A 19,638-nucleotide genomic window follows, 5' to 3' on the forward strand; every position below is an offset into this window, starting at 1 on the left:
CCATGGGTTGCACGGCGCACGCCTTCGCGGTTACTTCGCCACAACCACCGGAATACCACGCAACGTACCCGCGCCTTTCACCTCAGCGAGCGCCTGCTGAACCACCGCTGACGTCACCGCATCGATCTGCAACTGCGCAGCCAGATCGCGCTCGCTGCGCTTCACGCCCGCGAGATTCGCAAGCTTCACGTGGCCATAACCGCGCACACGTGCATGCAGATCGGCGAGCTTCGCGACGACTTCGGCGGTATCGGGCTGCAACACGGCGAAGGCTCGCAGCAGGGTGTTTTCGTAGTCGCCAGCAAGCGCGCGTTCCATGCGCCGTTCAAGCGATTTGCCGAACGGATCGAGCATCGTGCCGCGCAGTCCACGCCACTTTGCAAGCATGCCGAGCACGGGCCACATCCACTGTCCGAACGTCAATTTGCGCGGCACTTCACCGTGCTTCGAACGCGCAAGTCCCGGTGGTGCGAGATTGAATTTCACGCCGAAATCTTTACCCGCTACGCCTTCGAATTGCGCTTCGAGTGCTTCGCGAAACGCCTTGTCCGTATGCAGGCGACCGACCTCGTACTCGTCCTTCACAGCAAGCAGACGATAGAACGTGGTCGCGACGGCGCGTGCGATACGGTCGTCGTTGGCGCCGCCTTCGGCCTTGCGTGCCGCATCGACGAGCGTGCGATAACGCTTCACGTACGCTGCGCCGCCATAGGTTGCGAGACGCGTTTCGCGATCGGCGATCAACTGGTCGAGCGTGTCGAGATTCACCGCCGGTTTGGCCGAATGACGCGCCTGCCACAGCGTTTCGAGCGCTGCCGGATCGGCGGCAGCGAGACGGCCGACTGCGAACGCGAGCTGGTTCATCGGCACGGCCACGTTATTGAGTTCGATTGCGCGCATCAACGCGCCTAGCGAGACCGGCACGAGCCCGAGTTGCCACGCAAAGCCGAGCATCAGGATGTTCGCGCCAATCGTGTCGCCGAGAAAGCGCGTGGCCAGCGATTGCGCATCGCAGGCGGACATGCGTTCGTCGCCGGCCGCGTGGCGCATCTTTTCGTACAACGCGTCTGCGTGCAGGTTGGCGTCGGGGTTCTGCACGAACGTCGCATTCGGAATCGCATGCGTGTTCACAACGATGCGGGTGCGGCCATGACGCACGGTTTGCAACGCGTCGGCGCCCGCGCCGACCACCATATCGCAGGCGAGCAATACGTCGGCCTGTTGCGTGTCGATGCGCACCTGGTTCAGCCATTCGTCGCGCGCAGCGAAGCGCACGAACGACAGCACCGAACCGCCCTTCTGCGCAAAGCCCATGAAGTCGAGTACCGACGCGCTCTTGCCTTCGAGGTGCGCGGCCATGCTGATCAATGCGCCCACCGTCACGACGCCGGTACCGCCGACACCCGTTACCAGGATGTCATACGGTGCAGCGTCGAGTTGCGGCGTCGGCACGGTGAGCGCATCGACCCGCTTGGCCAGCGCTTCCACGTCGAACGCGACGCCCGCGGCTTTCTTCAGCTTGCCGCCTTCGATCGTCACGAAGCTCGGGCAGAAGCCGTTCACGCACGAGTAATCCTTGTTGCACGACGACTGGTCGATGCGGCGCTTTCTGCCGAGCGGCGTTTCGACCGGCTCGACCGACAGGCAGTTCGATTGCACGCCGCAATCGCCGCAACCTTCGCAGACGGCTTCGTTGATGAAGAGACGCTTGTCGGGATCGGGGAACTCGCCTTTCTTCCGGCGCCGACGTTTTTCGGCGGCACAGGTCTGGTCGTAGATCAGCACGGTGACACCGCCGATGTCGCGCAGCAGGCGCTGCACCGTATCGAGTTCGCGCCGGTGATGGAACGTCGTGCCCAGCGGAAAGAGATTGTGATGACCGTCGTACTTTTCCGGCTCGTCGCTGACAACAACGAAGCGCGACACGCCTTCCGCTTCGACCTGGCGCGCGATCTGCGGCACCGAGATGCTACCGTCCACAGGCTGTCCGCCCGTCATCGCGACCGCATCGTTGTAGAGAATCTTGTACGTGATGTTGGTTTTCGCCGCGACCGCCTGGCGGATCGCCAGAATGCCCGAGTGAAAGTAAGTGCCGTCGCCGAGGTTCTGGAACACGTGCGGCGTCTTCGTGAACATCGAGTGCGAGGCCCAGTCGACACCTTCACCGCCCATCTGGATCAGGCCCGTCGTGTCGCGCTCCATCCACGACGCCATGAAGTGGCAGCCGATGCCGGCTTGCGCGATCGAGCCTTCGGGCACCTTCGTCGAGGTGTTGTGCGGACAACCCGAGCAGAAGTACGGAGTGCGCTTCACTGCATCGGCGGCGTTCGAGAGGATTTGCGGCGCGACGAGATCGACCACACGCTCGCGGCGATCGAGCGCGGGCTTGTGCCGCGCGAGCCAGTTCGCGAACACGGGGAGGATGCGCGACGGGCGTAGTTCGCCCAGCGACGACAGCAGCAGCGTACCGTCCTGCGCGTGCTTGCCGATCACGACCGGACGCGCGCCCTCCTGGCGGTTGTACAGATAGTCCTTGATCTGCTGCTCGATGACCGGACCTTTCTCCTCGATCACCAGCACTTCGGAGAGCCCTGCGACGAACGCATCGATACGCGTCATTTCGAGCGGGAACGACAGGCCGACCTTGTAGATCCGCACGCCTGCCGCTTCGAGGTCCGCGACCGTCACGTCGAGCCGGCGCAACGTTTCCATCAGGTCGAGATGCGCCTTGCCGCACGTGACGATGCCGACGTTTGCGTGCGGGCTCGGGGCGATCCATTTATCGATGCTGTTGGTGCGCGCAAAGTGCCGTACCGCGTCGAGCTTCGCGGCGAGGCGCGCTTCGATAGTGAGGCTCGGCAGGTCGGGCCAGCGGTTGTGCAGGCCGCCCGCGGGCGGCTCGAAACCGCTCGGGACATCCCATGTGGTGCGCAGTGCATCGAGATCGACGGTCGAGCCCGATTCGACGGTTTCCGAAATCGCCTTGAAGCCGACCCACGCGCCCGAGTAGCGCGACAGCGCCCAGCCGTACAGACCGAATTCGAGCATGTCGGCGACGTTCGACGGATTCACGACCGGCATGTGCCACGCCATCATCGCGAAGTCGCTTTGATGCGGCATCGATGACGACACGCAGCCGTGGTCGTCGCCGGCTACTACGAGTACGCCGCCGTGTGCCGACGAGCCGTATGCGTTGCCGTGCTTCAGTGCATCGCCGGCGCGGTCGACGCCTGGTCCCTTGCCGTACCACATCGCGAACACGCCTTCGACGGTGCGTTCTGGGTCTGCTTCGACGCGCTGTGTGCCGAGCACCGCCGTGCCGCCGAGTTCTTCGTTGATTGCAGGAAGAAAGCGGATGTCGTGGCTGTCGAGCAGTTTCTTCGCTTTCCACAACTGCTGGTCGACCATACCGAGCGGCGAGCCGCGATAGCCGCTGATAAAGCCCGCTGTGCTCAGGCCACGCGCGCGGTCGGCGTCGCGCTGCATCAAAGCGAGACGCACAAGCGCTTGAGTACCGGTGAGGAAGATGCGGCCGCGCGTAGCGGTGAGGTTGTCCGACAGACGGTAATCCGAGAGGGCGGGCGTTCCGTCGACGGGCAGGCGGGCGGTCATTGTGGAGTCTCCTGTTATGCATTCGCCACGCCGGGCGATCCCGGGCGTGGCGAAAGAGACTCTATTTTTTCGCGCCGAATGGAGAATATTTTTGCTAACTTGCCGCGCTGTCCGTCTGAATGCGCGACGCACGCGGTGTTTAGTCGGCTTTTTGAGTGAGTTCTACCGGGCACCCTGATCGGGTGCGTGGGCACCGTCGATAACACGCCCGCCGCCGGTGCATTGCTGTACGCTGACAGCTTCCTTTCCGCATCCGGGAGCCGTCAGATGAAACTCTATTACTGGCCGAAGACCCGCGCGTTTCGCGCACTCTGGATGCTCGAAGAGATCGGTGCACGCTACGAATTGGTCCACGTGAACATCCGCGCCGGCGAGCAGGGCACCGCCGACTACCGCGACGTTAACCCGATGACGAAGCTGCCCGCACTCGACGACCATGGCGTGCGCGTCGCTGAATCAGGTGCGGTGCTGTTGTACCTTGCCGACCGCTTTCCTGCCGCCAATCTTGGCGCGACGCTCGACGATCCGTTGCGCGGTCGTTTCCTGCAGTGGCTGTTCTTTACGCCGGGCTGTCTCGAGCCGGCGATGGCTGAGAAGATTACCGGCGCTTCCGGCAATACGTTCAGCTTCGGTTGGGGTGATTTCGATCGGGTGAGGCACGCGGTCGACGGTGCGCTCGAAGAGGGCGAATGGCTGCTCGGCGAACGCTTCACCGCTGCCGATCTGTTGCTTGCCGGGACGTTGCAGATTGCGTTTGCTGCGAAGCTGCTGGAACCGAAAGGGCGGATCGGCGATTTTGTCGAGCGGGCGGTGTCGCGCGATGGTCATGCGCGGGCGGTGGCGGTTGAGCAGCGGGAACTGGCGGCGTTGAAAGTTACGCGGTGATTGCGGGGAGTCGGGGCCGAAAGTGTTCGGCACTGTACGCCTATAATGGCGTGTCTAACTAAGTACCGGATTCAATCAGGATGCCGCAGGTCAACCCACAAATCCTCGTATGGGCTAGAGAAGCTGCTGGCCTCGGCATCGACGAGGCAGCCAGAGCGTTGCAGCTCGGTGGCGCTCGACAACGTGGACCTGAGGTACTCGGAGAATATGAGCAGGGTACAAAGGCGCCGAGCCGACCGCTGCTCCTCAAGATGGCGAAGGTCTATCGCCGATCGCTCCTTACGTTCTATCTCCAGCAACCCCCAGTGAAAAGCGAACGGGGCGAAGACTTCCGAACGCTTCCCGGAGACCGTGGGTACGAAAGCGCCCCTAAGCTGGATGCCCTCGTTCGAGATGTATTCGTCCGCCAACGTCTGGTGAGATCGATTCTCGAAGACGTGGAAGAGGCGGAGCCCTTGAATTTCGTCGGCAGTATCACATTGGCGCAACCTGTGGACTTTGCAGCCAAGTTGATCTGCAAACGGCTCTCGTTTGATCTGAACGAGTTTCGACGTAAAAAAACCGTCGAAGAAGCGTTTAGCTACATACGCGAATTAACCGAGAAACTTGGCGTCTTCGTACTTCTGATCGGCAACCTGGGCACGCATCACACAGCACTTGGCACGGATGTTTTCAGAGGTTTCGCGTTGGCTGAAAAAGTGGCGCCGTTCATCGTTGTCAACGATCAGGACGCGAAAGTAGCATGGTCGTTCACTCTGCTCCACGAGCTGGCGCATATCTGGCTTGGACGTACCGGTTTGAGCGGAGCGGATTTCGAGCAGAAGATCGAACAGTTCTGCAATGACATCGCAAGTGAAATTCTTCTGCCTGAGGCCGAACTAGATGAGCTTCGGCAATTAGGCGGCGACCGGCAGGAAGTGATTTCGGTCATCAGCGCCTTTGCGAGCCGACGTAAGGTGAGTCGTGCCCTCGTTGTCTATCGATTGCTGAAACGCCGTCAGATAGATCGCAAGCAGTGGTTGGATCTTACGGAAGAGTTTCGCCGGAGCTGGGAGGCAGAACGAGCCAGGAAGAAGGAGCAGGCAGCAGACGCAGCAGGAGGTCCGAACTACTACGTGGTGAAACGACACCGGGTAGGGAACGCGCTTGTCGAGTTCACACGTAGAGCGATTGCAGAGGGCTTTGTGACGCCGACCAAAGCGGGCCGCATCTTGGGGGTTAGACCGACCAATGTGCAGGCGTTGGTAGAGGTTACATGAAGCTATATCTCCTTGACGCTAACGTACTGATTACTGCCAATCGCGACTATTACTCAATGGAGATGGTGCCGGTATTCTGGGAATGGCTGCTGCACATGGCCGAGCGCGGGCACGTAAAGATGCCGATTGAGACGTTGGAGGAAGTGCGCGACGGCGGAGGCAAAGTCAAAAAAGACGCTTTGGTGAGTTGGCTCAATCGCGCAGACGTTTATGAGAAGCTCGTTTTGGAAGAAGATGCTGTCCCGGAAATCGTTGCTGCTGTCATGGCAAAGGGCTATGCACCTGATCTCGACGAAACCGAGCTTGAAGCAGTCGGGAGAGATCCCTTCCTGATAGCGTACGCCGCAGCAGACCGCGACAATCGAGTCGTGGTGTCGATCGAAGTGTCTGCGCCAGCCAAAAAGCGAGCGAATCGTCGGGTGCCGGACGCGTGTCACGACAATGGTGTTTCAGTCTGCAACACTTTCACAATGCTGCGGGAGCTTGGCTTCACAACTGCTTGGATTAAGCCAGCGGCATAAGCCGGGTGTTCATTCGGCGTCGAACTTAGTCAATCGCCATTTCCTCTTCACCTGGTTGACGCTGCGCCCGGCAAGCCCAGCGGCTCCATTTACCTGCAGTAACAGGCATACACATCACCCCCGCTGCACATCCGCCCCCACCCCCGCCGGAATCATCTCATGCGGCTCAAGCGGCACGACCTCATCGAACTGCGAGTAGTCGATATAGCTCACCCCATCTTCATCGTGCATCAAGTCGATATAGCGGTACTGCCAGCGAATATCCGCAGCCGGCCACGATTTGCGTTGCTGCATCGTCTGCGCGGTGGTTTCGTCGGAGCCTTCGATGATCGCCAATAACGATGCATCGCAAGCCGCCAGCGATTCCGCCGTCTGCCCATACAGCGGACTCGTTTCATCGATGATATGCATCAAGCTCCAGCCAAGCTGGAAGATCGGATGCTGGTCGCGTATCAGCGCAAGATCGCGAATCTTGCGCGACCGATAGCCTTCCGGCGTAACTTCGACACGCATCAACCGCAGCCTTGCGTGCGCTTCCGCAATCACATTCTGCCGCCCGTTCGCCGCCCGCACGACGAGCGTCATCTTCCCGTCGAGCATCCGCACGATCGCGTAGCGCGAGAACATGATCTTCGCGTGAGGGCGCGAGAAACGCGCGAAGATCAGCCCGGTCGCCAGCGCGATGCCCGACATGCCGATGAAGATCTCGACGGTCGCGACCAGATGCGCGTAGATCGTCTGCGGATGCATGTCGCCGTAACCGACGGTCGCCAGCGTTTCGACGCTGAAGAAAAACGCGCCGGCAAAGCCCTTCGGAAACTGGTTGGCGATCGGCGTGCTGCCGAGCATGTAGAGCGAAGCGAACGCGGTATTGAGCAGCAGAAACAGCACCGCCAGCGAGACGAAGAACGATGGCCAACTGGCCCGCAGCGCCTGGTAGTAGAGGTCCTGCCAGAGCGGCATCGGCAGGCCCTGGGCGAACACGACGCGATCGTCCAGCTTCAGCCGGCGCCCGCGGCGGCGCATCGGTGCATCGGCGGTATCGGACGCGGATGCGTCGAAGCGGCGATCGTCTGAGCCTGTAGCCATCGCGTTCCCGTCAAAATGAAAACGCGCACAGCGTAGCACGCCGGCTACGCGTGTCCACAGCCGCTACGGCAGTTGCCATCGGTCATGCGCCACGCCACGCCGCGTCGGTCGTCAGGTCAGGGAAAGCCGCGCGGCTTCGGAATACCCGCACCGCGCTCGATATCCCCAACAGCCTGTTGATGCGCGGATTCGATCGCATCGGCCTGATCCAGATAGCCGGCGTCGCCGCCGACCGTGGTCCACGGTTTCACTGCCTTGTTGCGATGTCGGATCTCGTATTCGGCGTCCCAGTGCGAGCCCTGCAATTCGAGCGGGCGCACGTGGATCGTATAGACGCCGTAAAGGAAGAGCTGTTCAGCCATCTGGGCCTCCAGCAACGTAGGAAAAGAGCGGCGCGACGTGCCCGCGGATTGCGGTACGGTTCGCAAACTACAGATCAATCTCGCCAAGGATGCGATGGGCGAGCGCCTTCGCTTCTTCGAAGGCTTCTTCCGGGCTGGGCGAGCTCGCCTCCACTTCGTAGACCGTGTTCTCCGGCCCGTCACCTGCATCGCGTGCGAGCGACACGATGCCGTGATACTTGCCGTCGTCTAACGGACGCACCGTTGCAGTGGCCGTGTAGATCCCTTTGGTATAGATGATGTCGTCCATGATGCATCTCCTGCGAGGGGAAGATCCATCCTAGCACGATGATTCGGCGTCGACCGGGGGTAACTTCGTAAGGTTTTTCGGGCCGCCCGCACAGAGGCGGCGCGGCCCATATTAAGGCTATGCGCCGCCCTGAGGCAGCAGCGCGACGACTTCGTCAAGCGACGGCGAATGCGCACCCGAATGACGGCAAGCCGCGGCACCGGCCGCGAGTGCGAACGCGAGATGCTCGTTCCAGTGACGTTGCGGCGAAGCCATCAGGCTGAACAGCAGCCCGCCGATCGACGCATCGCCGGCACCGACCGTATCCGCAACTTCGACGCGCGGCGGCTTTGCCTCGACGATCGTAGCGCCGTCGATCAATGTCGCCGTTTCCGGGCCACGCGTGACCAGCACGACGGCCGTCGGATTCAGCGCGCGCAGTTGCGCGAGCGCGGCCGTTTCATCGTCGGTCTTGAAGATGAGGCGCAAGTCTTCGTCGGAAACCTTGATCAGATCGGCGAGCGCGGCCATCCGGTGCAACGTCGGTTCGTAACCATGCGCCATCAGGTTGCGGTAGTTCGGATCGAAGCTGATCTTCACGCCACCGGCGCGCAGCGTGGCGGCGAGCGTGGCCAGCGTTTCGCCGAGCGGCTGTCGCACGAGGCTGATGCAGCCGAAGTGCGCCCACTTCACCTGCTTCATCCAGCCGTCGGGCAACTGCGATGGATCGAAGGCGAGATCCGCGCTGTTGTCGCCCATGAAGAAGTAGGTGGGCGGATGGGTTTCGTGAACGATAGCGAGCAGTGGCGCACGATCGACGCGCTGCAGGAAGCGCATGTCGAGTCCGGCCGCGACGCTCGCGTTCCAGATCTGGTCGGAGAAATAGTCGGTGCCGAGCGAGCCCGCGCAACCGGTCGGCACACCGAGCCGTGCAACGGCACGCGCGACGTTCCAGCCTGCGCCGCCGGGCACGGACAGCCAGTTCGAGGTATCGGTACGGACGAGGTCGGTGAGGATGTCGCCTGCGGAGACGAACTGGGGCAATGTGGTCGGATCGGTCATGCGGTTCACCGTGCGGAGAGGGTCGCGACAGGCGTATCTGACGCAGCCGAGGCGCCGTCCAGCCCATGGATCAGTACTTCGTAGCAGGCACCCATCGTGTGGTAATCGGTCTTGCCGGCGGGGCTCTTTTCATCGCTGTACTTGCGGTTGTCGCACGTGAGGATGCGGTACCACGCGCCGTACTGGTGATCGACGAAATAGCTCCAGCTATAGCGCCAGAGTTCGTCGTACCAGTCCCAGAACCGTTCGTTGCCGGTGCGTTTGCCGAGCAGCGCGGCGGTCGCGAACGTCTCGGCCTGCACCCAGAAATACTTGTCGTGATCGCAGACCGTGCCGTCCGGTCCGAAGCCGTAGTACAGGCCGCCGTGATCGTTGTCCCATGCGCGCGACATCGCGGCGTCGAAGAGTTCGATGGCGCGCGGCAGCAGCCACGGCAGCGGCCGGTGACGTTCGAGGATCAGCAGCAGCTTCGCCCATTCGGTCTGGTGACCAGGCTGGAAGCCCCACGGACGGAAGATGTTCGAACTGTCTTCCTCGTTGTAGTGCCAGTCGACCGACCAGTCCGCATGAAAATGCTCCCACACAAGTCCCTGCGACAGCTTCGCCTGGCGCAGCGTGATGTTCGACGCGACGCGTTCCGCACGGTCGAGATAGACGAGGTGGCCGGTTGCTTCATAGGCGGCGAGCAGCGCCTCGGTGGTGTGCATGTTCGCGTTTTGCCCGCGATAGCCGCTCACCTGCCAGTCGGCCGTCGCTTCGTCGGCGTAGAGACCGCCAGCAGCATCCCAGAAGCGCTTCTCCATCAATTCGAAGGTGGCAGCGATTAGCGGTTTCGCTTCCTCGACACCGGCCATTGCCGCATGCGCGTAGGCGAGCAGCACGAACGCGAGGCCGTAGCAGTGGCGCGTGCCGTCGAGCGTGTGCTTCTCGCCGTCGCGCCATTCGAGTTCCCAGTCGTAGCCTTCGTGCCGCGGGTCCCAGTGCACTTCGCGCAGAAAGCGTAGCCCGTGACGCGCGTACTCGAGATGCTGCGGATCGCCGAATTGCCGATACGCCATCGCGTAGTTGAAGACGAAGCGGCAACTGCTGACCAGATGCCGCGTCGTGCGGTTGTAGATCGAACCGTCGTCGCGGAAGAAGTGATAGAAACCGCCGGTCGAATCGAGCACGTTCGGCGCGTAGAAGCGCAACGTGTCCTCGATGTGCGACAGCAGGAAGCCGCGCTCGCGGAAACTTGCAACGGGCGGCACGGCTACCGGTGCGTCCGCGGAAGGGGTGGATTGAAGCGTGTCGGTCTGCGTCATGGCTTGTTCACTGAAGTGCTGGCGCGGGTAATCAGGTGGACGGGTAAGCGGATTTCGAGTTCGGGTGGCGTGTCGGCAAGCAGCAGTTCGACGCCGCGTCGCCCGAGCGCTTCCTTGTCGACCGCGATGGTGGACAGCGGCGGTGTGGCGTGTGCGGCAGCAGGAATGTCGTCGAAGCCGATGATCGCAATGTCTTGCGGCACGCGCAGCCCGCGTGCAAGGCAGACGCGCAGCGCAGCGAGCGCTGCTGCGTCGTTATAGGCAAAGACGGCGTCGGGCCGCGGACCGGATGCGTCGAGCAGACGCTGCATGGCGAGCGCGGCGCCCGTGTCCGGATCGAGGCCGGCGTCGATCGGTGCTTCGAGCGACGGGTCGAACAGCAGGCCCGCTTCGAAGAACGCGCGCCGGTAGCCGAGTGCACGCTCCGCAATACTGAAGTGCGCAAGCGATCCGCCGATAAACGCGATGCGCTTGCGCTTCAGTTCGAACAGATGCTGCATCGCGAGCGCGGCGCCGGCCGCGTTGTCGAGATTCACCGAGCGCAGGCCGTGCGCCCACAAGTCGATCAGCACGAGCGGCCGCTGCATTGCGACGAGCGTTGCCAGCGTTTCGGGTTCGACGAAACCGGCTACGGCGATCGCATCGGGCGCGTGCACACGCATTTGCTGAGCGACGTCTTCGGTCGGGCCCGCGGTGAGCAGCGACGGCACGATTCCGCGTTCGCGGCATGCATCCTCAACGCCGTGCAGCACGTGCGAGAAGAACGGTGTGGTCGTGAAGTTGTTGTGCTGACGATGCAGCAGGAACGTCAGCCTGCGAATGCGCGGGCGCAACTGCGCTGCGTCGTAACCGAGCCGGCGCGCAGTCTCGACGACCCGCACCCGGGTCGCGTCCGACAGGCCGGGCTGATTTTTCAGCGCGCGCGAAACCGTGCCGATCGACACGCTTGCTTCACGGGCGACATCGCGAATGGTGGTGGTCATCGATCAGGGCAGACGCGGGTGCGCCGCAGCGGTTTCAGGTGTCGAGGATTGTATAGTAAAACGTCGACAGAAAACCCCTTAAACCACTTGATCAATACGCGTAGATACCCGTATACAGGCTCTTCTATGATAAATGTGCTGTTTAGTAAAATTCGCTAAACGAGTGTTAAGGCCGGTGCTTCACCGACCCGGAAGATCGCCACGGCTTCGCGCAGGACGGACGCTTCGTCGGCGAGTGCGTTGGCTGCCGAGGCCGCTTTCTGCACGAGCAGCGCGTTGTGCTGCGTCATCTGATCCATCTGCGAGACGGCCCGGTTGATCTGCTCGATGCCCGAACTCTGTTCGTCGGAGGCATGCGAGATTTCGTCGATCAGCGCCGCCACGCTTTGCACGGAGCCGAGCATTTCGACGATCGTGCTGCCTGCCTTGCGAACCGTTTCGGTACCGGTTTCGACCTCCGTGGTCACCGCGGCGATCAGCGCGGAGATTTCTTTGGCCGCCTGCGAGCTGCGGTGCGCGAGCGCCCGCACTTCCTGCGCGACGACTGCGAAGCCGCGACCCGACTGGCCGGCGCGAGCTGCTTCGACGGCTGCGTTCAGCGCGAGCAGGTTGGTCTGAAACGCTATGCCTTCGATCACCGAGGTGATGCTGCGAATTTTCTGCGACCGTTCGCTCAGCGATTCCATGCGGTTCATCGCCTCGACGGCGGCTTCGTTGCCGTCTTCCGCTTTCGACGATGCGTGCAGTGCCAGCACGTTCGCTTCGCGCGCGTGATCGGCGTTGGCCTTCACGGTCGCGGCGAGCTGTTCCATGCTGCTTGCCGTTTGCTGGATGCCGGCGGCGTGCTCGTCGGTGCGATGCGAGAGCGCGTGATTGCCGTTGGCGATTTCACCGGTCGCGTGCGAGATGCCGTGCGCCGCATGCTGGATTGCGCCGATCATCGCGGCGAGCCGGTCGCGCATCGCGAGCATCGCGTGCAGCACGCTGTGGGTTGTACCGTGCGCAGCGTGTTCTATGCGCACGTCGATCGCGAGATCGCCCTGGGCGATTGCGTTAGCGATCGCCGCCGCATACGCGGGCTCTCCGCCGAGCTGTCGATACAACGACCGCGCCATCGTCCAGCACAACGCGCCGACGACGATCGCGCCAAGCGCAATGCACGCGGCAACGAGCACCTGCACGGTACGCGCGACACTCTGCGCACGATCGTATTCGCGTTGCGCCGATTCGACCTGCAGTTGCCGCAGCGCGGAGGTCTCGCGCTTCACGCGCTGCGCCGCCGGTTCGAGCGCCTGCGTGACGACCCACTGCGCTTCCGACAGATTGTTCGCCTTCAGAAAAGCCACCGTCGGCGCGATGCCTTTGTCGCGCAACGTGGTCCAGTCGTCGGCGAAGCGGTTCGCGAGCGCGCGTTCCTGCGAGTCGAGCGGATACGCGCGATATTCGCCGAGCCAGCGGTCGATGCTCGCGATATTGCGCGACGCGGCATCGACCACCGCCGATGTTTTTGCCGCCGCCGGATCGAGCACCGCATCGCTGATCGCGTAGTGCGTTTGCGCAGCGAGATCGTCGATCGACGAGATGCGTTGCAGCGCTTTCGCGCGGCCTTCGAAGACCTGCTCGAGCGCGGCATCGGTACGCGCGACGCCATACAGACCGATGCCGCCGGCGGCGACCAGAACGAGAACGACGACGGACATCAGCAGATACAGACGGGTTTTGACGGTAAGGCGGGTCATGTGTGTGCGGGAAGTTGAAGCGCGGGTGGCAACGCGAATGACGTGACGTTGCCGGGATTGGGCGTTGCGCATTGCGCGATCAGGGTTGCTTCGCTCGGCGCAACGGAACGGAAAGACGGGCGCGAGGACATCGCAAAGAGCCAAAAACGGTGGACGTTCGGCTTATCGGCGGGGATGGCGGCGAATTAAGTGAATCTTTGATGAAGCGTGGCACTGCGGCGGTGCATTTGCCGATTGGGTAGTGCGACGTAACGAGTCGCGCGATCTAGCCCATCCGGCCTAAGCGACAGTCCGCGCCTTTGTGGGTGAAATGATCGTCCGCAAGAAAAAAGCCGCACGGGGCGGCTTTCGTCGATCACGCACAGGAAGGTCTGCGCTCATGAACATCCGGTTCGCATCCGGCGCGGCATCAACGCCGCGCCACCGCCGCGGGGCCGCTTTTTTGCGCGGCCGCGCGTCCTTCGCCGCTCGTGTCGCGCGCGCCCCAGCGCTGCGCGAGCGCGGCGCACACCATCAGCTGGATCTGGTGGAACAGCATGAGCGGCAGCACGACGGCACCGACCGCATGCGACGCGAAGATGACCTTCGCCATCGGTACACCGGCGGCAAGACTCTTCTTCGATCCGCAGAACACGATCGTGATCTGATCCGCGCGGTTGAAGCCGAGCCGCTTGCTGACGAACATCGTGAGGGCGAGCGCCAGCGCGAGCAGCACTGCATTGACCACGACGAGCCCGCCAAGCGCGCTGAGCGGAATGTGATGCCACAAGCCTTCATTCACTGCTTCGCTGAAGGCGCCGTACACGACGAGCAGGATCGAGCCCTGGTCGACGAACTTCAGTACGCCGCGATTGCGCTCGATCCAGTCGCCGATCAGCGGCCGCAGCAACTGCCCGGCAATGAACGGCACAAGCAGCTGCAACACGATGTTCCACACCGTATGCCACGGCGATGTGCCGCCGGCAGACTGGTTAGTGACAACCACTCCGACCAGTGCGGGCGTGATGAAGATGCCGAGCAGGCTCGATGCGGACGCGCTGCACACCGCGGCGGGCACATTGCCCTTGGCGATCGACGTGAACGCGATGGACGACTGCACCGTCGACGGCAACGTACAGAGGAAGAGGACCCCGGCGTAGAGCGCGGGCGTAACGAGCGGCGAAAGGAGCGGTTTGAGCGCGAGGCCGAGCAGCGGAAACAGCGCGAACGTGCTGAGCAGTACGACGAGGTGCAGGCGCCAGTGCGTCGCTCCCGCCACGATCGCTTCGCGCGACAGCTTGGCGCCGTGCAGGAAGAACAGCAGGCCGATCGCGACGTTCGTCAGCCAGTTGAACGCGACACCGGCCTGGCCGTGTACGGGCAGGAGGCTGGCGAAGATCACGGTGCCGATCAGGCACAGCGTGAAGTTGTCGGGAAGCAGTTTCGGGCGGGCCATCTTCGGAATCTCGATACGGTAGTGCTTGAATCGCCGCGGTGTCCTGGCAACGCGACGACGCGTGCTACGCACGCTCAGGTGCGGCTATTGTCCCGGCAAAGCGATTGAAAATGCAAATTCATTTGAGACATTGATTGATGAATTGCTGGCATGAGACGGGTCTTTCCTGTCGGTATCGACGGTCGCGCTCTTATCTTTCGATCTGGTCTAAAAATGCCGCCGTAGTTTTTGCTGGAAACGTTTCTGGTTAAAAAGCGATGAGGGTTTTTTCCGTCTATTCAACGATTGTTTTCCCGGGCGGTTATTCGCCGGATTATTCGCCGGAACGCCGCAGTAACACGGTGTTACAACCGTTCGGCGGGCATAACACTTTTTGGCTCGACACGTTTTAGGGGGACCCATAAATTACTGTACAGGGCCATCGGGGATAGCTGCGGATGCGAAAAATGCGCATCGGATGTGATTTCCCCGGACAGATTCCGTTGTCGTCCGAGCGGCGGGTCTGGGCGGGTCGTCGGGCAGGTGGATTACCGTGCAAGCAGCATCGTCAACAGCGAAGCAGTGGTTATTGGGCGCGATTCTCGTCGTCCTGGCTTCGTTCGCCCAAGCGAGACCCGTGATGATGGGGCACGGCGGCTTCGGTGGCGGCTTCGGCGGCGGTGGTGGCGGCGGGCACTTTGCTCATTTCGCGCCGCGGTCGTTCGGTGGCGGCGGACGCCCCGATGCCCGTAGCTTCAGCAACTACGGCAATCGTCCCGACCGTGTCATGAATGTGGCGCGTGGCCCGGGTGTGATGCCCGGCGGCAATGGTTTCCGCGGCATTCCGCGCATGGCCCCGCGCGCCGCGCCGCAGTATGCCGGCGCGATCACACCGGTAAGCGCCGAAACGCGGCCGGTGCCGCGCCAGTCCGGCAATTCGACCATGGTCCGGGCCGGCTCGATCCGCGAAGACGTCGCGCGATATAACGAAGAGCGCGGTTTTAGCCGGCCGCCACCCCGACCGCCCGAAGACCTCTCGCGCCCCGGCGCGTCGCCCTATCGCAACTGAGCGGGCTCTGCGGTAACCCAGCCGCTTTTTCCTCTTCCTTTTGCTCCGTCACCGCCTGGTGGCGCGATTTCGCACGTCCATAAGTGACGTATGCACACCACACTTTTTTGAAATTGCTCGCTCGCAAGAAGGGGTTCGTCATCCAATTGTCAGAGGCGTGCGGCAGTGCATCATCCGCGCGCCGGATTACGCCCGGTTGAATCCGCCGCTTTAGCCGTACCGGGCATGAGCAGTCGATAAAACGGTTTGTGGCAGTGCAGTTTGTCCTGTTTCACTCGACCCGTTATCAGGTCGATATCAGTAAAAACTAATCAGAACGCTATACCGGCAATAACCGTACATATTTTTGTCCATAAAAATGGTCCGCAAACATGGTTGAGCCCTGATTGGCTCGACGATCGACCGGATACCAACAAGCAGCAGGCAACAACGGTTCGCGTGAGCTCCCCGCCGCACAGCCACCTCACTTTTGACAAAGACTGGAGAATCCATGAGAACAACAATGGTCAGCGATGTGCTGAAAACGTCCTTGAAGGCGATCGTCGTGGCAGGTTTACTGGCGGGCGCATCGTCGGCGTTCGCGCAATCGAGCGTGCAGCTTTACGGTCAGGTCGACGAATGGGTCGGCTCGCAGAAATTCCCGGGCAACCAGCGTTCGTGGGTGGTCGGCGGCGGCGGGATGTCGACTTCGTACTGGGGCATAAAGGGCAGCGAAGACCTGGGCGGCGGCTACAAGGCCATCTTCACACTCGAAGACTTCTTCCTCGCGCAGAACGGCCAGTATGGCCGTTTCCCTGGCGACCGTTTCTTTGCGCGTAACTCGTACGTCGGCATCGAGTCGCCTTACGGCACCGTCACGGCCGGCCGTCTGACCACGCAACTGTTCGTGTCGACGATCCTGTTCAATCCGTTCATCGACTCGTATACGTTCTCGCCGATGGTGTATCACGTGTTCCTCGGCCTCGGCACGTTCCCGACCTACACGACGGACCAGGGCGTGGTCGGCGATTCGGGTTGGGATAACGCGATCCAGTATCAGACACCGAACTTCAACGGTTTGAGCGGGGCTGTGATGTACGGCTTCGGCAACAACGCGTCGGACAACAGCCTGAAGAAGTGGAGTGCGCAGGCGTTGTATTTCCATGGTCCGTTTGCGGCGACCGCGGTGTATCAGTACGTGAACTTCAACACGAGCGTTCCCGCCGATCCGAGCGAACTGAACAGTCTCGTCACCGGCCTGAAGAGTCAGAGCGTCGCGCAACTGGGCCTCTCGTACGACCTCAAGTACGTGAAGTTCTTTGGTCAGTACATGTACACGAAGAATGTTCGCGACGTGTTCGGCAACTGGCACGTGAATACCGCGCAAGGCGGCGTCAGTGTGCCGCTCGGTACGGGTACCGTGATGGCGTCGTACGCCTATTCGCGCGACAAAGGTGGGCTCGACCAGACGCATCAGACGTGGGCGCTCGGCTACGACTATCCGTTGTCGAAGCGCACGGATGTGTATGCGGCGTATATGAACGACCACATTAGTAGCCAGTCGACTGGGGATACGTTTGGGGTGGGGGTTCGGGCGAAGTTTTAGGGGTTGTGCGGGCCGGGCGGATCAGCAGAAGTGGAGGGGCTGATCCGCACGAAGGCGAGGGATGGGTCTCGCGAACTGCGCGATTTCAAGAGCTAGCTCGTGACTTCGCTAAGGCGAAGAGCGTTGGCCTTGATAGGATGTTGGCGTTGAAGTAGTGAATGGAGATTTGCAATGACTAAGACTCGCTTCAAAAGCGATGCATCAGAAGCGATTCACAGCGCGGCTTCCGCCCTGCATCGTGCAGAGGTCATCGAGAAGAAAACGATGCGTGAGTACGACGATCTGTGCATCGAGAGGGCGCCGGAGTTCAATCCCCAGGAGATCGCCCGCATCCGGAAGAGGGGGGCGGTCAGCGACTCATAAGTGTTCGGGCACCTCCCAAACGCCCCCCTTTCGCCATCCCCATTTGACAAAGCCCGTAAAATCGACCCGATTGATTCTCATCGTGAGCGATTCCTATGGACACCCTCGTCAGCATGAAAGTGTTTCGGCACGTCGTCGAAGTGGGAAGCTTTATCGGTGCGGCGGAGCGCATGGAGATGTCGGCGGCGATGGCGAGCAAGCATGTGATGCACCTCGAGCAGCAGCTCGGCGCCCGCCTGCTGAACCGCACGACCCGGCGCGTCGCGCCCACTGAAGCCGGCCGCGAATACTACGAGCGCCTGAGTCAGGCGCTGACCGAACTCGAAGAAGCAGCGCAGGTTGTCGGTGCGGCGAGCGTCGTGCCGCAGGGACGATTGCGCGTATCGTCGCTTTCCGCGTTCGGGCTGCGTCACCTGATGAGCGCGATCGCCGACTACGCCGGGCAATATCCGAAGGTCACCGTTGAAGTCACGCTGTCGGATCGCGTCGTCGAGCTGATCGACGAAGGTTTCGACGTAGCGATCCGCGCATCGCCGACCGGCTTGAAATCGTCATCGCTGATTGCGCGGCAGATTGCGACGGCGCACCTCGTGTTGTGCGCATCGCCGGAGTATCTGCGCCGTCATGGCACACCAACTAGTGCTACCGATCTCCAGCGCCACAACTTCATCCAGTACGCCGGCGTGTCGGCTCAGGAGTTCATTACGACGATCGCCAGCGGCGCGCGTATCCAGTTGACCGGCAACATGATCGTCAACCACCTCGAAGCGATGCGCGTCGCCGTGTTGCAAGGCGCCGGCATCGCGCAGCTGGGCACCGAGGTGATCGCCGAAGATCTGCTGGCGGGCCGGCTCGTGCCGTTGCTCGTCGATGAAATGCCGCCGCACGAGCTGCCCATCCATGTCGTATATGCGAGCCGCCGACATCTGTCGGCGAAGGTGCGCTCGTTTGTCGATTTTGTTGCGGCGCGGTTCGGCAGTGAGAACCTGTGGCCCTCTGCCGAAGAAATTTGCGCACTGGCCGCGCGTTAGCGCAATCAAGCAAGCAAACAAACGGGCCGCTACGTCAAAGCGCCTCAGCGCCCGATCGAAAGCCGCGCACGCGCATCGTTGTACTCCTGCGTGAGACGCGCCACCAGTTCGTCGACGCTCGGCACGTCGCTCATCAGGCCGACGCCCTGGCCCGCACCCCAGATGTCCTTCCACGCCTTCGCCTTGTCGCTGCCGAAGTTCATCGCCGTTTTGTCGGAAGCGGGCAGTGCGTCCGGATCGAGCCCGGCGTTGACGATGCTCTCGCGGATGTAGTTACCGTGCACACCGGTGAAGAGGTTCGTGTAGATGATGTCCGACGCGCTTGCGTTGACGATCGCATGCTTGTAGCTATCGACAGCGTGCGCTTCTTTCGTCGCGATGAAACGCGTGCCCATGTAGGCGAGGTCGGCGCCCATCGCCTGCGCGGCAAGAATCGACCCGCCGTTCGCGATCGCACCCGACAACACGATCGGACCGTCGAACATACGCCGCACTTCGCCCACGAGAGCAAACGGCGAAGTCGTACCCGCGTGACCACCGGCACCCGCCGCCACCAGGATCAACCCGTCGACGCCCGCTTCGAGCGCTTTCTGTGCATGGCGAATATTGATCACGTCGTGCAGCACGATGCCGCCGTAGCTATGCACGGCATCGACGATTTCCCGCGCCGGTGCACGCAAACTCGTAATGAAGATCGGCACCTTGTGCTCGACGCACACGCGCACATCGTGCTCGAGCCGCGTGTTCGACTGATGCACGATCTGGTTCACAGCGATCGGCCCGATCACGGCATCCGGATGCGCTTCCTTGTGCGCGGCGAGCGACGCCTGGATCTGCGTGAGCCATTCGTCGAGCAGTTCTGCCGGGCGCGCATTCAACGCAGGGAACGAGCCGACGATACCGGCCTTGCACTGGGCAAGCACCAGCTCGGGGTAGCTGACGATGAACATCGGCGAAGCGACGACGGGCAACGCAAGGTTTTGCAGGACGGCGGGCAGAGCCATGATGCGGGTCTCCTGATAAGTGCAGTTGCACAAGCTGATGCGGGCTATGCGGCCCACGGATGAGTGTAGCGAGGTACCGGAAAACAAA

The 19,638-nt window shown here is 62.0% G+C and carries 16 protein-coding genes and 1 pseudogene; 7 read left to right on the forward strand and 10 right to left on the reverse strand.

The annotated features are described in order from the left end of the window. Positions 1 to 30 precede the first annotated feature (30 nt). The gene (locus FNZ07_RS14745) at positions 31 to 3,612 is read right to left on the reverse strand and encodes an indolepyruvate ferredoxin oxidoreductase family protein (protein WP_091009211.1); all 3,582 of its coding nucleotides are present in this window, start codon (positions 3,610 to 3,612) and stop codon (positions 31 to 33) included. Between the two features lie 267 nt (positions 3,613 to 3,879). Between FNZ07_RS14745 and FNZ07_RS14750 the strand changes: the two genes are divergently transcribed. The 3 genes from FNZ07_RS14750 to FNZ07_RS14760 all read left to right on the forward strand — a co-directional run bounded on the left by FNZ07_RS14750 (position 3,880) and on the right by FNZ07_RS14760 (position 6,277). Continuing rightward, positions 3,880 to 4,497 (forward strand): glutathione S-transferase family protein, encoded by a 618-nt coding sequence (locus tag FNZ07_RS14750; protein ID WP_091010873.1) that lies wholly within the window; start codon positions 3,880 to 3,882, stop codon positions 4,495 to 4,497. Positions 4,498 to 4,577: 80 nt separating this feature from the next. After that, a complete protein-coding gene (locus FNZ07_RS14755) occupies positions 4,578 to 5,756 on the forward strand; it encodes an ImmA/IrrE family metallo-endopeptidase (RefSeq protein WP_091009215.1) in 1,179 nt (392 codons plus the stop codon). Then, on the forward strand, positions 5,753 to 6,277 hold the full coding sequence (locus FNZ07_RS14760) for a DUF4411 family protein (protein WP_091009218.1): 525 nt from the start codon (positions 5,753 to 5,755) through the stop codon (positions 6,275 to 6,277). The genes FNZ07_RS14755 and FNZ07_RS14760 overlap by 4 nt, the downstream gene beginning before the upstream one ends. A gap of 114 nt (positions 6,278 to 6,391) precedes the next feature. Here FNZ07_RS14760 and FNZ07_RS14765 read toward each other — a convergent pair whose 3' ends face one another. The 8 genes from FNZ07_RS14765 to FNZ07_RS14800 all read right to left on the reverse strand — a co-directional run bounded on the left by FNZ07_RS14765 (position 6,392) and on the right by FNZ07_RS14800 (position 14,519). Beyond that, the gene (locus FNZ07_RS14765) at positions 6,392 to 7,366 is read right to left on the reverse strand and encodes an ion channel (RefSeq protein WP_091009221.1); all 975 of its coding nucleotides are present in this window, start codon (positions 7,364 to 7,366) and stop codon (positions 6,392 to 6,394) included. A gap of 116 nt (positions 7,367 to 7,482) precedes the next feature. Then, complete coding sequence (locus FNZ07_RS14770) at positions 7,483 to 7,728, reverse strand: hypothetical protein (RefSeq protein ID WP_091009224.1); 246 nt, start codon at positions 7,726 to 7,728, stop codon at positions 7,483 to 7,485. A gap of 67 nt (positions 7,729 to 7,795) precedes the next feature. Continuing rightward, the gene (locus tag FNZ07_RS14775) at positions 7,796 to 8,017 is read right to left on the reverse strand and encodes a hypothetical protein (protein ID WP_091009229.1); all 222 of its coding nucleotides are present in this window, start codon (positions 8,015 to 8,017) and stop codon (positions 7,796 to 7,798) included. 117 nt (positions 8,018 to 8,134) lie between these two features. Further along, positions 8,135 to 9,058 carry a carbohydrate kinase family protein gene (locus FNZ07_RS14780; protein ID WP_091009232.1) on the reverse strand — a complete coding sequence of 308 codons (924 nt, stop codon included), beginning with the start codon at positions 9,056 to 9,058 and terminating at the stop codon, positions 8,135 to 8,137. 5 nt (positions 9,059 to 9,063) lie between these two features. After that, entirely contained in the window at positions 9,064 to 10,362 is a 1,299-nt protein-coding gene (locus FNZ07_RS14785) for an AGE family epimerase/isomerase (RefSeq protein WP_091009234.1), read from the reverse strand. Next, positions 10,359 to 11,345: a LacI family DNA-binding transcriptional regulator gene (locus tag FNZ07_RS14790; RefSeq protein ID WP_091009237.1), complete on the reverse strand. Its 987-nt coding sequence runs from the start codon at positions 11,343 to 11,345 to the stop codon at positions 10,359 to 10,361. Before FNZ07_RS14790 ends, FNZ07_RS14785 begins: the two co-directional genes overlap by 4 nt. 155 nt (positions 11,346 to 11,500) lie before the next feature. Continuing rightward, the gene (locus tag FNZ07_RS14795) at positions 11,501 to 13,084 is read right to left on the reverse strand and encodes a methyl-accepting chemotaxis protein (RefSeq protein ID WP_091009240.1); all 1,584 of its coding nucleotides are present in this window, start codon (positions 13,082 to 13,084) and stop codon (positions 11,501 to 11,503) included. Positions 13,085 to 13,493: 409 nt separating this feature from the next. Then, complete coding sequence (locus tag FNZ07_RS14800) at positions 13,494 to 14,519, reverse strand: bile acid:sodium symporter family protein (RefSeq protein ID WP_091009243.1); 1,026 nt, start codon at positions 14,517 to 14,519, stop codon at positions 13,494 to 13,496. 532 nt (positions 14,520 to 15,051) lie between these two features. Between FNZ07_RS14800 and FNZ07_RS14805 the strand changes: the two genes are divergently transcribed. From FNZ07_RS14805 to FNZ07_RS14820, 4 genes and pseudogenes are all read left to right on the forward strand, one after another. Continuing rightward, on the forward strand, positions 15,052 to 15,567 hold the full coding sequence (locus FNZ07_RS14805) for a hypothetical protein (RefSeq protein ID WP_091009246.1): 516 nt from the start codon (positions 15,052 to 15,054) through the stop codon (positions 15,565 to 15,567). Between the two features lie 490 nt (positions 15,568 to 16,057). After that, a complete protein-coding gene (locus FNZ07_RS14810; RefSeq protein WP_091009249.1) occupies positions 16,058 to 17,152 on the forward strand; it encodes a porin in 1,095 nt (364 codons plus the stop codon). A gap of 171 nt (positions 17,153 to 17,323) precedes the next feature. Continuing rightward, positions 17,324 to 17,512 (forward strand): annotated as a pseudogene (locus tag FNZ07_RS14815) (helix-turn-helix domain-containing protein); the annotation flags it as partial. Between the two features lie 98 nt (positions 17,513 to 17,610). Next, the gene (locus FNZ07_RS14820) at positions 17,611 to 18,546 is read left to right on the forward strand and encodes a LysR family transcriptional regulator (RefSeq protein ID WP_091009252.1); all 936 of its coding nucleotides are present in this window, start codon (positions 17,611 to 17,613) and stop codon (positions 18,544 to 18,546) included. A gap of 44 nt (positions 18,547 to 18,590) precedes the next feature. Here FNZ07_RS14820 and FNZ07_RS14825 read toward each other — a convergent pair whose 3' ends face one another. Continuing rightward, the gene (locus FNZ07_RS14825; RefSeq protein WP_091009255.1) at positions 18,591 to 19,550 is read right to left on the reverse strand and encodes an NAD(P)H-dependent flavin oxidoreductase; all 960 of its coding nucleotides are present in this window, start codon (positions 19,548 to 19,550) and stop codon (positions 18,591 to 18,593) included. Positions 19,551 to 19,638: the final 88 nt, after the last annotated feature.

The sequence above is a fragment of the Paraburkholderia megapolitana genome (assembly GCF_007556815.1).
In the GTDB taxonomy this organism is placed as follows: Bacteria; Pseudomonadota; Gammaproteobacteria; order Burkholderiales; family Burkholderiaceae; genus Paraburkholderia; species Paraburkholderia megapolitana.

Bases quoted from the DNA above. Each gene is read 5' to 3' on its own strand.
- FNZ07_RS14745 (WP_091009211.1), bottom strand. From the start codon at position 3,612: ATGACCGCCCGCCTGCCCGTCGACGGAACGCCCGCCCTCTCGGATTAC.
- FNZ07_RS14750 (WP_091010873.1), top strand. From the start codon at position 3,880: ATGAAACTCTATTACTGGCCGAAGACCCGCGCGTTTCGCGCACTCTGG.
- FNZ07_RS14755 (WP_091009215.1), top strand. From the start codon at position 4,578: ATGCCGCAGGTCAACCCACAAATCCTCGTATGGGCTAGAGAAGCTGCT.
- FNZ07_RS14760 (WP_091009218.1), top strand. From the start codon at position 5,753: ATGAAGCTATATCTCCTTGACGCTAACGTACTGATTACTGCCAATCGC.
- FNZ07_RS14765 (WP_091009221.1), bottom strand. From the start codon at position 7,366: ATGGCTACAGGCTCAGACGATCGCCGCTTCGACGCATCCGCGTCCGAT.
- FNZ07_RS14770 (WP_091009224.1), bottom strand. From the start codon at position 7,728: ATGGCTGAACAGCTCTTCCTTTACGGCGTCTATACGATCCACGTGCGC.
- FNZ07_RS14775 (WP_091009229.1), bottom strand. From the start codon at position 8,017: ATGGACGACATCATCTATACCAAAGGGATCTACACGGCCACTGCAACG.
- FNZ07_RS14780 (WP_091009232.1), bottom strand. From the start codon at position 9,058: ATGACCGATCCGACCACATTGCCCCAGTTCGTCTCCGCAGGCGACATC.
- FNZ07_RS14785 (WP_091009234.1), bottom strand. From the start codon at position 10,362: ATGACGCAGACCGACACGCTTCAATCCACCCCTTCCGCGGACGCACCG.
- FNZ07_RS14790 (WP_091009237.1), bottom strand. From the start codon at position 11,345: ATGACCACCACCATTCGCGATGTCGCCCGTGAAGCAAGCGTGTCGATC.
- FNZ07_RS14795 (WP_091009240.1), bottom strand. From the start codon at position 13,084: ATGACCCGCCTTACCGTCAAAACCCGTCTGTATCTGCTGATGTCCGTC.
- FNZ07_RS14800 (WP_091009243.1), bottom strand. From the start codon at position 14,519: ATGGCCCGCCCGAAACTGCTTCCCGACAACTTCACGCTGTGCCTGATC.
- FNZ07_RS14810 (WP_091009249.1), top strand. From the start codon at position 16,058: ATGAGAACAACAATGGTCAGCGATGTGCTGAAAACGTCCTTGAAGGCG.
- FNZ07_RS14820 (WP_091009252.1), top strand. From the start codon at position 17,611: ATGGACACCCTCGTCAGCATGAAAGTGTTTCGGCACGTCGTCGAAGTG.
- FNZ07_RS14825 (WP_091009255.1), bottom strand. From the start codon at position 19,550: ATGGCTCTGCCCGCCGTCCTGCAAAACCTTGCGTTGCCCGTCGTCGCT.